Annotated in this window: 13 protein-coding genes; 3 read left to right on the top strand and 10 right to left on the bottom strand. The window is 58.6% G+C overall.

Going from position 1 to position 13,189, the window contains the following annotated elements; all coding sequences use genetic code 11:
* Positions 1 to 7: 7 nt before the first annotated feature.
* From carA to grpE, 5 genes are all read right to left on the bottom strand, one after another.
* Positions 8 to 1,144 carry a glutamine-hydrolyzing carbamoyl-phosphate synthase small subunit gene (gene carA, locus PG5_RS07580; protein WP_020796526.1) on the bottom strand — a complete coding sequence of 379 codons (1,137 nt, stop codon included), beginning with the start codon at positions 1,142 to 1,144 and terminating at the stop codon, positions 8 to 10.
* Between the two features lie 259 nt (positions 1,145 to 1,403).
* A complete protein-coding gene (gene dapB, locus PG5_RS07575; protein ID WP_008057399.1) occupies positions 1,404 to 2,207 on the bottom strand; it encodes a 4-hydroxy-tetrahydrodipicolinate reductase in 804 nt (267 codons plus the stop codon).
* Positions 2,208 to 2,217: 10 nt separating this feature from the next.
* Positions 2,218 to 3,342, bottom strand: coding sequence for a molecular chaperone DnaJ (gene dnaJ / locus PG5_RS07570; protein WP_020796525.1), 1,125 nt, complete (start codon positions 3,340 to 3,342; stop codon positions 2,218 to 2,220).
* Between the two features lie 297 nt (positions 3,343 to 3,639).
* Positions 3,640 to 5,556 carry a molecular chaperone DnaK gene (gene dnaK / locus PG5_RS07565; RefSeq protein ID WP_020796524.1) on the bottom strand — a complete coding sequence of 639 codons (1,917 nt, stop codon included), beginning with the start codon at positions 5,554 to 5,556 and terminating at the stop codon, positions 3,640 to 3,642.
* Between the two features lie 102 nt (positions 5,557 to 5,658).
* Positions 5,659 to 6,225 (bottom strand): nucleotide exchange factor GrpE, encoded by a 567-nt coding sequence (gene grpE, locus PG5_RS07560; RefSeq protein WP_020796523.1) that lies wholly within the window; start codon positions 6,223 to 6,225, stop codon positions 5,659 to 5,661.
* A gap of 241 nt (positions 6,226 to 6,466) precedes the next feature.
* Between grpE and recN the strand changes: the two genes are divergently transcribed.
* The gene (gene recN, locus PG5_RS07555; RefSeq protein WP_020796522.1) at positions 6,467 to 8,140 is read left to right on the top strand and encodes a DNA repair protein RecN; all 1,674 of its coding nucleotides are present in this window, start codon (positions 6,467 to 6,469) and stop codon (positions 8,138 to 8,140) included.
* Between the two features lie 176 nt (positions 8,141 to 8,316).
* Here recN and fur read toward each other — a convergent pair whose 3' ends face one another.
* Complete coding sequence (fur, locus tag PG5_RS07550; protein WP_003197684.1) at positions 8,317 to 8,721, bottom strand: ferric iron uptake transcriptional regulator; 405 nt, start codon at positions 8,719 to 8,721, stop codon at positions 8,317 to 8,319.
* A 97-nt stretch (positions 8,722 to 8,818) separates the two neighbouring features.
* Here fur and PG5_RS07545 point away from each other — a divergent pair, with 97 nt between their 5' ends.
* Complete coding sequence (locus PG5_RS07545) at positions 8,819 to 9,346, top strand: outer membrane protein assembly factor BamE (RefSeq protein ID WP_020796520.1); 528 nt, start codon at positions 8,819 to 8,821, stop codon at positions 9,344 to 9,346.
* 59 nt (positions 9,347 to 9,405) lie between these two features.
* Here the strand turns inward: PG5_RS07545 and PG5_RS07540 are convergent, their stop codons facing one another.
* The 3 genes from PG5_RS07540 to PG5_RS07530 are packed head-to-tail and all read right to left on the bottom strand — an operon-like array spanning position 9,406 to position 11,558.
* Positions 9,406 to 9,720, bottom strand: a complete 315-nt coding sequence (locus PG5_RS07540) for an RnfH family protein (RefSeq protein ID WP_042955274.1) — start codon at positions 9,718 to 9,720, stop codon at positions 9,406 to 9,408.
* Positions 9,713 to 10,147 carry a type II toxin-antitoxin system RatA family toxin gene (locus PG5_RS07535; protein ID WP_020796518.1) on the bottom strand — a complete coding sequence of 145 codons (435 nt, stop codon included), beginning with the start codon at positions 10,145 to 10,147 and terminating at the stop codon, positions 9,713 to 9,715. Before PG5_RS07535 ends, PG5_RS07540 begins: the two co-directional genes overlap by 8 nt.
* 7 nt (positions 10,148 to 10,154) lie before the next feature.
* Positions 10,155 to 11,558 carry a sodium-dependent transporter gene (locus PG5_RS07530; protein ID WP_042955273.1) on the bottom strand — a complete coding sequence of 468 codons (1,404 nt, stop codon included), beginning with the start codon at positions 11,556 to 11,558 and terminating at the stop codon, positions 10,155 to 10,157.
* Positions 11,559 to 11,676: 118 nt separating this feature from the next.
* Between PG5_RS07530 and smpB the strand changes: the two genes are divergently transcribed.
* Positions 11,677 to 12,159 carry an SsrA-binding protein SmpB gene (gene smpB, locus PG5_RS07525; protein ID WP_008057382.1) on the top strand — a complete coding sequence of 161 codons (483 nt, stop codon included), beginning with the start codon at positions 11,677 to 11,679 and terminating at the stop codon, positions 12,157 to 12,159.
* 126 nt (positions 12,160 to 12,285) lie between these two features.
* Here smpB and PG5_RS07520 read toward each other — a convergent pair whose 3' ends face one another.
* Positions 12,286 to 13,053 (bottom strand): GntR family transcriptional regulator, encoded by a 768-nt coding sequence (locus PG5_RS07520; RefSeq protein WP_020796516.1) that lies wholly within the window; start codon positions 13,051 to 13,053, stop codon positions 12,286 to 12,288.
* Positions 13,054 to 13,189 lie beyond the last annotated feature (136 nt).

The raw sequence follows: 13,189 nt of genomic DNA, 5'->3' as shown, positions 1-13,189 counted from the left end.
CGAGCGATCAGCGTCGCTTGGCCATCTCGTTGATGAAGCGATCGAACAGAGGTGCTACGTCGTTCGGGCCAGGGCTGGCTTCAGGGTGACCCTGGAAGCTGAAGGCGCTCTTGTCGGTACGCTCGATACCTTGCAGGGTGCCGTCGAACAGCGATTTGTGAATCGCGCGAACGTTGGCAGGCAGGGTGGCTTCGTCTACCGCAAAACCGTGGTTCTGGCTGGTGATCATCACCACGCCGCTGTCCAGATCCTGGACCGGGTGGTTGGCACCGTGGTGGCCGTGACCCATTTTCAGGGTCTTGGCGCCGGAGGCCAGGGCCAGCAGTTGGTGACCGAGGCAGATACCGAACACCGGGATGTCGGTTTCCAGCACATCCTTGATCGCCTGGATCGCGTAGTCGCAAGGCTCGGGATCGCCAGGGCCGTTGGACAGGAACACGCCGTCCGGCTTCAGGGCCAGCGCTTCGGCGGCTGGAGTTTGTGCAGGTACCACGGTCACGCGGCAACCGCGCTCGACCAGCATGCGCAGGATGTTCACCTTGACGCCGTAGTCGTAGGCCACCACGTGGTACGGCAGTTCGGAGGCTTCGATGGTCGCGTGGCTGTCGGTCTTCAGATCCCAGACAGTCGAACGCCACTCGTACTTCTCTTTGGTACTGACGACTTTCGCCAGGTCCATGCCCTTGAGGCCAGGGAAGCCTTGGGCAGCGGCGATGGCGGCTTCTTCGGAAATGTTGTCACCGGCCATGATGCAGCCGTTCTGCGCACCTTTTTCACGCAGGATGCGCGTCAGGCGGCGAGTGTCGATACCGGCGATGGCGACGACGTTGTTGGCCTTCAGGTAGTCCGACAGGGACATCGTGTTACGCCAGTTGCTCGCCACCAGCGGCAGGTCACGGATGACCAGGCCAGCAGACCAGACGCGGTTGGACTCGGCGTCTTCCGGCGTGGTGCCGGTATTGCCGATGTGCGGGTAAGTCAGGGTAACGATCTGTTGGGCGTAGGAAGGATCGGTAAGGATTTCCTGATAGCCGGTCATTGCGGTGTTGAACACCACCTCACCAACGGTTTGACCGTCGGCTCCAATGGCTTCGCCGCGAAAAATGCTGCCATCAGCAAGGGCGAGTATGGCTGGCTTAGTCAAGAAGACCTCCCGTAAATAAAGCCTGAAAGGGCGATCGCAGGTTGTAAAAAAGCGGAGTGACGTATGGACACGTCACCCCGCTTCTTCACTGAATTATTCTGCGCGCTTTTAGTGGACACACTAAAGCTGTAGCTTACAGAAAAAGGCATTTTTGGTCTACCGCCAATGAGCCTTAAAGGCTGGAGAATGCGACAGGTCGTCGCTTGGCGGGGTAAAACCGGGCTCAAACGCTGTGCGCGAGCCCGATTTAGGGTGCATCTTAACGCAGGTCGAGCACGTCTTGCATGTCATAAAGACCCGCTTCACGCCCGTCGAGCCACAAAGCAGCACGCACCGCACCCTTGGCGAAGGTCATGCGGCTGGAGGCCTTGTGAGTGATCTCGACACGCTCACCGTCGGCTGCGAACAACACAGTGTGATCACCCACGATATCGCCAGCGCGCACCGTGGCAAAACCGATGGTCTCGCGCTCGCGAGCACCGGTCTGGCCCTCACGACCGTAAACCGCGACTTTCTTCAGGTCGCGACCCAGGGCATCGGCAATCACCTCACCCATGCGCACGGCCGTACCGGACGGCGCATCGACTTTATGCCGATGGTGAGCTTCGGTGATCTCGATATCGACATCATCGCCCAGCACCCGGGCGGCGGTATCGAGCAGCTTCAGGCACAGGTTTACACCGACGCTGAAATTGGCCGCGAAGACGATCGGGATATCCTTGCCCGCCTCTGCCAGCAACTGCTTCTCTTCAACACTGAAGCCGGTGGTGCCAATGATCATCGCCTTGTTGTGCTTGCGGCAGAAGGCGAGGTTTTTCAGGGTCACCGTCGGATGAGTGAAGTCGATCAGCACGTCGAACTCATCGACCACGCGATCCAGGTCACCCGACAGCGGCACGCCGATGCGACCGATAGCCGCCAGCTCACCGGCGTCCGCGCCGACCAGCGTACTGTCAGGACGATCCACTGCCGCCGTCAGGCCGGCACCTGGCGCCTGCTGCACAGCCTCGATCAGGGTTTTGCCCATGCGCCCGGCGGCGCCCATCACAGCTATACGTCGCATGCCTGTCTCCTTACAAATCGCCGAAGAAGCGCTTCACGCCTTCGAACCAGCCCGTGGTTTTCGGGGAATGACTGTTGTCGTCCGCCAGGGAGCTGCGGAACTCTTCGAGCATTTCACGCTGGCGACGGCTCAGGTTGACTGGCGTCTCGACTGCCACACGGCACATCAAGTCACCCGCACCGCCGCCACGCACAGGCGCAACGCCCTTGCCACGCACGCGGAACTGCTTGCCGGTCTGAGTCCCCTCAGGGATTTTCAGCTTGACTCGACCATCGAGGGTCGGAATCTCCAGCTCGCCACCCAACGCCGCATCGACGAAGCTGATAGGCACTTCACAGAACAGATGCTTGCCGTCACGCTGGAAAATCGAGTGCTCGCGCACGTTGATCACCACGTACAGATCGCCGGTTGGCCCGCCCTGGGCACCCGCCTCGCCCTCGCCCGACAGGCGAATGCGGTCACCGGTATCGACACCGGCCGGCACTTTGACCGACAGGGTCTTGTACTCTTCGACACGACCTTCGCCATGGCAGGAATCGCAAGGATCGGAAATAATCTTGCCCTGGCCGTGGCAACGCGGACAGGTTTGCTGCACCGAGAAGAACCCTTGCTGCATGCGCACCTGGCCGATACCGCCACAGGTCGGGCAGGTCACCGGCGAAGAGCCTTTCTTGGCACCCGAGCCGTCACATGGCTTGCAGTTGACCAGTGTCGGAACGCGAATATTCACGCTGGTGCCACGCACCGCTTCTTCCAGGTTCAGCTCCAACGTGTAACGCAGGTCGCTGCCTCGCTGGGCACCACCGCGGGAACCACCGCGACCGCCACCGAAGAAGTCGCTGAAGACATCACCAAAGATGTCCGAGAAGTTCTGGCCACCGAAACCGGCGCCGCCACCACCCATGCTCGGGTCGACACCGGCATGACCGTACTGGTCGTAGGCCGCACGCTTGCTGGAATCGGAGAGCACTTCGTAGGCCTCGTTGGCCTCCTTGAACATCTCTTCCGACGCCTTGTCATCAGGATTACGGTCCGGGTGGTGCTTCATCGCCAGGCGACGGTAGGCCTTTTTCAGGTCCGCCTCGCTTGAACCTCGCTCAACACCCAATACTTCGTAATAGTCACGCTTTGCCATAAGTCTCTGCACTCTTGAGGACGTTCGACAAACCTCTCCTGAGCCTCGTCAAACTCGTTGAGCCCCAATACAGGCCCGGACCCAACTCACGTCAATTCAACGATCCTGGTCTTTGTTTCAATGTGGCACTTTCGGCTCGGAAAGCAGGAGCATTCCCGACCATGCCGCCAACAAGCGAACCGTGTCGCATGCTGTAAAAATTCGCTGACTCCAGACACGCCAACGCGGGAGCAAGCTCCCGCGCGGCGACATCCTACCAGTCACCGCCTGAAGGCAGTCAACCGGCCGACCAACAACTTACTTGTGGTCTTTTACTTCTTCGAACTCAGCATCGACAACGTCGTCTGCCTTTTGCGCCTTGTCGTCGTGCGGTGCCGCGCCTTCAGCAGGCTGAGCCTGTTCGGCGTACATCTTCTGCGCCACTGGAGCGGAGACTTTCGACAGTTCTTCAACCTTGGCTTCGATAGCAGCCTTGTCGTCGCCTTTTACAGCGGCTTCCAGGGCAACCACGGCAGCTTCGATCGCAGTCTTCTCTTCAGCGCTTACCTTGTCGCCAGCGTCAGCGACCATTTTGCGCGTCGAGTGAACCAGTGCGTCACCCTGGTTACGGGCAGCGGCCAGTTCTTCGAACTTGCGGTCTTCCTCGGCATTGGCCTCGGCGTCACGCACCATGCGCTCGATCTCTTCATCGGACAGGCCGGAGTTGGCCTTGATCACGATCGACTGAGTCTTGCCGGTGGCCTTGTCCTTGGCGCCTACGTGCAGGATGCCGTTGGCGTCGATGTCGAAGGTCACTTCGATTTGTGGCACGCCACGTGGTGCTGGTGGAATCTCGGCCAGGTCGAACTTGCCCAGGGACTTGTTCTGTGCAGCCTGCTTACGCTCACCTTGCAGCACGTGAATGGTCACGGCGCCCTGGTTGTCGTCGGCAGTCGAGAACACTTGCGATTTCTTGGTAGGAATCGTGGTGTTTTTCTCGATCAGCGCAGTCATCACGCCACCCATGGTTTCGATACCCAGGGTCAGCGGGCTAACGTCCAGCAGCAGAACGTCTTTCACGTCACCGGCCAGTACCGCACCCTGGATGGCAGCACCCATGGCAACAGCTTCGTCCGGGTTCACGTCTTTACGTGCTTCTTTACCGAAGAACTCGGTCACCAGCTTCTGAACCAGTGGCATACGGGTCTGACCGCCGACCAGGATCACGTCGTTGATCGCGCCAACGTCGATACCGGAGTCTTTCAGCGCAATGCGGCAAGGTTCGATAGTGCGTTGAACCAGGTCTTCAACCAGCGCTTCCAGCTTGGCGCGGGAGATCTTCACGTTCAAGTGCTTAGGACCGGTAGCGTCTGCAGTGATGTACGGCAGGTTGACGTCGGTCGACTGAGCGGAAGACAGCTCGATCTTGGCTTTTTCAGCGGCTTCTTTCAGGCGCTGCATCGCCAGCGGATCACCCTTGAGGTTCATGCCGCTTTCTTTCTTGAATTCGTCGACGAGGTAGTCGATCAGACGAATGTCGAAGTCCTCACCACCCAGGAAGGTGTCGCCGTTGGTGGCCAACACTTCGAACTGGTGCTCGCCATCGACTTCAGCGATCTCGATCACGGAAACGTCGAAAGTACCGCCACCCAGGTCATAAACGATCACGGTGTGATCGCCCTTGGCCTTGTCCATACCGTAAGCCAGAGCAGCCGCGGTTGGTTCGTTGATGATACGTTTCACGTCCAGGCCCGCGATGCGGCCGGCGTCCTTGGTCGCCTGACGCTGGCTGTCGTTGAAGTAGGCCGGAACGGTGATCACCGCTTCAGTCACTGGCTCGCCGAGGTAGTCTTCGGCGGTCTTCTTCATCTTCTTCAGGATTTCAGCCGAGATTTGTGGCGGCGCCATCTTCTGGCCGTTCACTTCAACCCAGGCGTCACCGTTGTCAGCCTTGGCGATCTTGTACGGAACCATCTTGATGTCTTTCTGCACGACTTCTTCGTCGAACTTGCGACCGATCAGACGCTTCACGGCGTACAGGGTGTTATGCGGGTTGGTCACAGCCTGACGCTTGGCGGACTGGCCGACCAGGATTTCGCCATCGTTGGCGTAAGCGATGATCGACGGCGTGGTACGCGCGCCTTCGGCGTTTTCAATAACTTTGGCTACGCCGTTTTCAAGCACGGAGACGCAGGAGTTGGTGGTCCCCAGGTCGATACCGATAATTTTGCCCATGTTCACTCTCCCGAAACTTTGGATTTGGTTGCCGCAGCAGTGGTGGCTAACTGCGGTAGCACTTAAACGCTTGACTTCTAAATGGGGGCCTTGCGGCTAATTTCAAGCCTGCTCGTCAATAGAAGGCGAAACTGGCGCCGGAGCCTTGCTGACCACGACCATCGCCGGGCGCAGCAGGCGACCGTTAAGCTGGTAGCCCTTCTGGAACACCTTGAGCACGCTGTTTGGCTCGAGGTCAGCGCTTTCCTGCATGGCCATTGCCTGATGAAGAACGGCGTTGAACGGCTCGCCATGCGGATCGATCGCTTCCAGCTGATAACGCTTCAGGGTGTCCTGGAACATTTTCAGGGTCAGCTCGATGCCTTCACGCATCGGACGAATGCTTTCGTCATCCGGGCTGGACAATTCCAGGCCACGCTCCAGGCTGTCGATGATCGGCAGCAGGTCGCCGGCGAATTTTTCCAGCGCGAACTTGTGAGCTTTTTCTACATCCTGCTCGGCGCGACGGCGGACGTTCTGCAGATCGGCGGCTACACGCAAAGCCTGATCCTGCGCACCTGCCAGTTGCTCTTCGAGCACTTGTACACGAGCCGCCAGGTCATCACCCGAAGCCTGGGAAGCCTGATCGGCGTCTAGATTTTGCGTATCCACTGTCTGTTCGTCAGCCATAGAATTCTCCTTTCAATATCGTCCGCGAGCCTGACTCGCGCTTCTGTCCAGCTATATGGGGCCGCAAAATCCGGCTTCAAGGGCTGATCAAACATTAACCCTACAAAAAACAGCTGCATTGTCATTCCCCTCCGCGCTAAGGATTTCGTCGGATCAAGCAAATCGAGCTAACGAGGGGCATTGTCAGCCGCAAATAAAACACTGTATAAATAACCAGACCTAAAGCCTGGGAGCGGCCTTCATGCTGGTGCACCTGTCCGTACATAACTACGCCATCGTTGAACATCTCGATCTTGAACTTGATCGAGGCATGAGCGTGATCACAGGGGAAACCGGCGCCGGCAAGTCGATCATGCTCGACGCCCTGGGCCTGACCCTCGGCGATCGAGCCGACAGCGGCGTGGTCCGCCCCGGCGCAGACAAAGCCGACATCCTGGCAACCTTTGACCTGGCCGACATCCCGGAAGCCAGCGCCTGGCTCGCCGAACGCGACCTCGAGAACGACGGCCCGTGCATCCTGCGCCGAGTCATTACCGCCGAAGGGCGCTCGCGCGGCTACATCAACGGCACCCCCTGCCCGCTGGGCGACCTCAAGGCCCTGGGCGAACTGCTGATCGACATCCATAGCCAGCATGAACACCAGTCCCTGCTCAAGACCGATACCCATCGCCGCCTGCTCGACGAATACGCCGGCGCCACGGACCTTGCCCGCCAGGTGCACCTGGCCGCCCAGCGCTGGCGCCAGACTCACCAGGAGCTTGAGCGACTGTCCAACTCCGGCGACGAGCAGCGCGCTCGCCATCAGTTGCTCAGCTACCAACTTGAAGAGCTTGAAAACCTTGGCCTCGGCGACAACGAGCTGGAGCAGTTGGAACAGGAACACAAGAACCTGACCAACGCGGAAACCTTGCTGGGTATCTGCCGGCAAGTGGTCGAACAATGTAGCGAGAGTGATTCCGGCAATGTCCTGAACGCCCTGACTGCAAGCCTTAATCGCCTGTCGAGCGTGAACAACTCGATTGGCGCGCTGGGCGAAGCCAGCAGCTTGCTGACCAGCGCGCAGATCCAGGTTGAAGAAGCCGTGGGTGAGCTGAACCGCTTCCTGGATAACTTCGACGCAGACCCGGCGCGCCTTCAATACCTGGAAGAACGCCTCGATGCGATCTACACCATGGCACGCAAGCACCGCATCCAGCCAACCGAGGTCGCAGAGATGCAACAGCGGTTACTGGATGAAATCGAAACCCTGAACGCCAACGATGAATCCATCGAGCGACTGAGTGATGAGCTGGCGTCTTATGCCCGTCATTATCAGGAGAAGGCTCGAGAGTTGAGCGACCTGCGCCACCAAGCCTCCAGCAGCCTGGCCAGCGCGGTGGAACAGGAGATCCAGCGCCTGGGCATGCCCGGAGGGCGCTTTGCCATTGAGCTGCGACCGAACAGCAGCAATGAATTGCTTCCGAACGGACTCGAACAGGTGGAACTGTTGGTTAGCGCTAACCCGGGGCAGCCATTAAAAGCCCTGGCGAAGGTGGCATCGGGTGGCGAACTGTCGCGTATCAGCCTGGCGATCCAGGTAATCACCGCGCAAACGTCCCGGGTCCCGACCTTGGTGTTCGACGAAGTGGACGTCGGCATTGGCGGACCGACTGCAGAAATCGTCGGCCAATTGCTGCGCAGGCTTGGTGAACGCGGGCAGGTCCTGACGGTCACGCACCTGCCCCAAGTTGCCGCACAAGGGCATCAGCACCTGTTCGTGCACAAAGTCCGGGGCGAAGATGCCACTCGCACGGCCGTCTCCAAATTAAGCAAGAACGATCGCGTAGAAGAAGTGGCGCGAATGCTGGGCGGGATCGATCTCACCAAGGAATCCCTGGCTCACGCCAAGAAAATGGTCGTCACTGCAAAAATCTAAAACGAACCCTGTAGGAGCTGCCGAAGGCTGCGATCTTTTGACTTTGCCCATACAAGATCGCAGCCTTCGGCAGCTCCTACAGAACCGTTTGCAAACCGCACAAGCGGCAGAAAGCACGAAGGCGACCCTGGGGTCGCCTTCGTTCGTTTCGCGAACCCTGGGTTCGCGCGACATGCTTACTTTTTCTTGCGCACGTACAACACAAGATTGTGATCAACCATCTCGAAACCGTACTTGTCGACGATGGCTTTCTGCAGGCGCTCGATTTCTTCGTCGAAGAATTCGATCACTTCGCTGGTTTCGACGTTGACCATATGATCGTGATGCTTGCCGTCGTCCAGTTCGAAGACCGCATGGCCTCCGTCGAAGTTGTGTCGCACCACAAGTCCAGCTGCCTCGAACTGGGTCAGTACACGGTAAACCGTGGCCAGACCGACGTCCTCGCCAGCCTCCATCAATGCCTTATAGACATCCTCGGCACTCATGTGGCGCTGCTCGGCAGAGTCGAGCATTTGCAGAATCTTGACCCGTGGCAGGGTCACTTTGAGGCCGGCTTTGCGTAGTTCGCTATTTTCAACCATGGTCAGCTTTCTCGCGATGCTGCTTCGCAGCTTCTCTTAATGCGGGTATGATCGGCGTTTACGTTGTCCCAGCCAAGATAGTGGAAGTCGCCCACCGATGCAAAACACCAAGCTCTTGCTAACCAGTTTCACCTTTGTGGGACTGCTCGCACTCGCCGGTTGTTCATTCCCCGGGGTTTACAAAATCGACATCCAGCAGGGCAATGTCGTCACGCAGGACATGATAGACCAGTTACGCCCGGGAATGACCCGTAAGCAAGTAAGGTTTATCATGGGCAACCCCCTGCTGACCGATACGTTCCACGCCGATCGCTGGGATTACCTGTATAGCCTGCAACCGGGTGGCGGCGAACGCCAACAGGAACGCATTAGCGTTATCTTCAACTCAAATGACCAGCTTGTCAGTCTCTCTGGCGATTTCATGCCTGGCATGAGCCGCGACGAAGCCATTCTGGGCAAGGACACTGGCACCACCGTGACTGCGCCAGCAGAGCAGGTCGAGCAGCCGAAACCGGAAAAACCGGTCAAGCCTGGCTCGTTGCTCGATCAGATCCAGAAGGAAGTGGACGGTGTCGAAACCGTGCCAGTCCCGACTCCAGAACCTCTGGAAACCTCGCCGCAATAATTTGCGACATAAAAAAACCCGGCATGTCCGGGTTTTTTTACGCCTGGCATTTACCCGACTTACTGATTCCGGGCCTTGGCCTCGGCAGCCTTCGCCGCACGCAGGCGACGCACTTCCTTCGGGTCCGCCAGCAACGGCCGGTAGATCTCGATGCGATCACCTGATTGAACCGGACGACTGTCGGGATCGGCAATCACCTTGCCGAAGATCCCCACCGGACACTGCGACAGGTCCAGCTCAGGAAAAGCCTGACGCATGCCGGACTTCAACAACGCGGCGCGAACGGTGGTTCCTGCCGGCACGCTCACCGACAAGAGCAGCTGACGATCAACGGCGGCATAGACCACCTCGATTTCTATCATCGCCTCAACCATGCATTTGCTTGGCGCGCTGGCAGAACGCGTCCACCAGCGTATTCGCTGCCTGATTGAACAACGGCCCCAGGGTGGCGCGAATGATCGGCCCTGCATAATCGAACGACAGGTCCAGGCTGATCTTGCAGGCCTTCTCACCCAACGGCTTGAACACCCAAACGCCATGCAACTGGGTGAACGGCCCCTCCTCGAGGTTCATCTCGATCGACTGGCCGGGCACCAGGGTGTTGCGCGTCACGAAATGCTGGCTGAGCCCGCCCTTGGCCACGCCAACGCTCGCGCGCATATGATCGGCAGAGCTTTCCAGCACTTCAGCTGAAGAGCACCAGGGCAGGAATTCCGGATAACGCGCCACGTCGTTGACCAGGTCATACAGCGCTTGCGCGGGGTACGGCAGCAACGCCGAACGTGAAATGTGTGTCGTCATGTCAGCGTCACTTCCAGAGCTGGGCGGCAAACACTATGAGAATGCCGATTGGCGCCACATAGCGCATCAAGAACAGGGACAAGGCAAACAACATCGGGTTTCGCATCGACAGCTCGTCACGCACTGCTTCACGCCCCATTACCCAGCCTGCAAATACCACGAAACACAATCCACCGAGCGGCAGCATGATCCGTGAGGTGAAGAAATCGATCACGCCAAAGAAGTCCAGACCACCCGCCGCACCCCATTGATAGAGGTGAAACAGCCCGTCTTCGTTCACGAAAAACTTGGCTTGTTTCCAGACATTGAAGGAAAACACGGTACCCAGACCGACAAACCAGCAACTGAAGGCCAACCAGAAGGTGACCCAGGCTCGACTGATTTTCGAGCGCTCCACCAGGTAAGCCACCATGGGTTCGAGCAAGGATATGGCCGAACTCCAGGCTGCAATCGCGACCAGCACGAAGAACACTACGCCCATCAACTGGCCAAACGCTACGTTGCCAAAGGCATATGGCAGGCTGACAAACATCAGGCCAGGGCCTTCGCTTGGGTTCAACCCTCCGGCAAATACAATCGGAAACAGCGCCAGGCCAGCCACCAGGGACACAAAGGTATCCAGCAGCGCCACGCCAACGATGGTCCCGGAGATCGACGACTGCTTGGGCATGTAGGCGCCGTAGATCATGATCGAACCGACACCGACGCTCAGGGAAAAGAAGGCGTGCCCCATGGCCGGCAGCAAGCCGTCGAGGACTTTTTCCGGGTGGAAGTCGAACATGAAATGCACGCCTTCCATGAAATGCCCGGTGGTCATGCTGTAGCCCAGCAACACAAGGATCATCACGAACAGCAACGGCATCATGATCCGCAGACTGCGTTCAAGCCCCGCGACCACGCCTTTTGCGATCACCACCGCAGACAGCAGCATAAAAATCGTGTGCCAAAGTGTCAGGCGCCAGGGATCGGCAATCACATTGCCAAAGTACGCCCCCACCTGATCGGGAGTCGCTCCCTGGAAGTCGCCACGACCCATATCGATGATGTAGTCCAGCGACCAGCCGCCGACGACACTATAGAAAGACAGGATCAACAATGCCGTGATCATTCCGGCAAAAGCACCCCAGGACCATTTTGTCGAATGGCCCGCTTCCAGCGCCAGCACCTTCAAGGCATTGGCCGGGCTCTGCCGGGCACGCCGGCCAATCAGGGTTTCGGCGAGCATGACCGGCACGCCGATCAAGGCGATACAGGCCAGGAACATCAGCACGAAAGCGCCGCCGCCGTAGACGCCAACCATGTAGGGGAATTTCCAGATACTACCCAGGCCCACGGCCGAACCGGTCGCGGCGAGTATGAAAACCCAACGGCTAGCCCAACTGCCGTGGACAGAAACCTTGTCTGTCGACATCTATATTACGACCAAGCGTTCAAAAAAGAGGCCGCATTGTCCGGGATTCAATCAACCTGCTCAAGCATGTAGCAATCCCGTAGCCGACTCGCGTGCAACTCCCTATAATGCCGCCCCTATGGCTAAACAGAAGAAACACCCAACAGGGACCATCGCGCAAAATAAAAAGGCGCGACACGATTACTTCATCGAACATCGGTTCGAGGCTGGTCTGGTCCTGGCCGGCTGGGAAGTAAAAAGTCTGCGGGCAAGCAAGTTGCAACTGGTTGACAGTTACGTACTGCTCAAGGATGGCGAAGCCTGGCTGCTCGGCAGTCATATCACGCCCCTGACGACCGCCAGCACCCACGTCATCGCCGATCCGGTGCGCACGCGAAAATTGCTGCTCAACCGGCGGGAGCTGGAAAAGCTCGCCGCTGCCGTGCAGCAAAAAGGCTACGCCTGCGTGTGCCTGTCCTGGTACTGGAGCAAGCACATGGTCAAGTGCGAAATTGCTCTGGGCAAGGGCAAGAAGGAATACGACAAGCGCGACACCGAGCGCGAACGCGACGCCGGGCGCGAATTGCAGCGCGCGGTGCGCAACAAGGGCAAGGAAGATTAATTCCTTGCACTGATCGTTCCCACGCTCTGCGTGGGAATGCATCCCGTGACGCTCCGCGTCACAAAGCGAATGCAGAGCGTCCATTGCCGCATTCCCACGCAGAGCGTGGGAACGATCACCAGCTGACTACATCCCCTTGCGCCGCTCCGCCCGAGCCACGCGCTGCACTTCCTGACGCACCTCCTCCAGCACCTCCTGCACATACAGAATGTGTCGACTGGAGACTTCCCGGGCCTGTTCCGCCCTGCCTTCGATAATTGCCTGATACAGCTCCCGGTGCTGCGTAATCAGCATGTCGCGGGTCTCTGTACGCTGCTTGTACATGCCGCCAATGTTCGTGACCACGTTGCGCTTGAGCAGGTCGAACAACCCGCGAATGGTGTGCAGAAGCACCGCGTTATGACTGGCTTCGGCAATCGCCAGATGAAAATTTGCATCCGCCGCACCCTCCTCCGCCCGACTGACTTCATCGTGACGCGAATAGCAGTCCTGCAATTGATTGAACGCGGCAGCCAGTCGCTCGCGGTCAACGTCGGTGGCACGTAGCGCTGCGTAATAGGCGCAGGACGCTTCCAGCGTGTGGCGAAACTCCAGCAGATCGCGCTGCGCTTCGGGGTTGCTTTCCAGCAGATGCAACAGCGGATCACTGAACGTCGTGCCCAGGGATTCCACCACATAATTGCCGCCACCTTGACGGCTGACCAGCAGCCCCTTGGCGGTCAATTTCTGAATAGCTTCGCGCAACGAAGGTCGAGAGACACCAAATTGCTCGGCCAGCGCGCGTTCCGCCGGCAGGCGTTCACCGGCTTTCAGCGTGCCCTCAAGGATCATGCCCTCGAGCTGCTCGACAATATCGTCAGACAAACGGCGCTGCCGAATCTGATCAAACCCCATAACTCGATTTCTCCACCATCCCGACGGCGCGCCGGGGCTCTATTCTGGCCTATCCAGGCTACGCAGGCACCTGCCAAGCGACCATTACCCAAACGGGCCAGACCTTCTGCAAATCCCTGCCTACGACAAAAGTTTT

The sequence above is a fragment of the Pseudomonas sp. G5(2012) genome (assembly GCF_000408945.1).
Classification (GTDB): Bacteria; Pseudomonadota; Gammaproteobacteria; order Pseudomonadales; family Pseudomonadaceae; genus Aquipseudomonas; species Aquipseudomonas umsongensis.
Note: the sequence above shows the minus strand (reverse complement) of the source record. Positions and strands in the feature narration are given on the sequence as shown.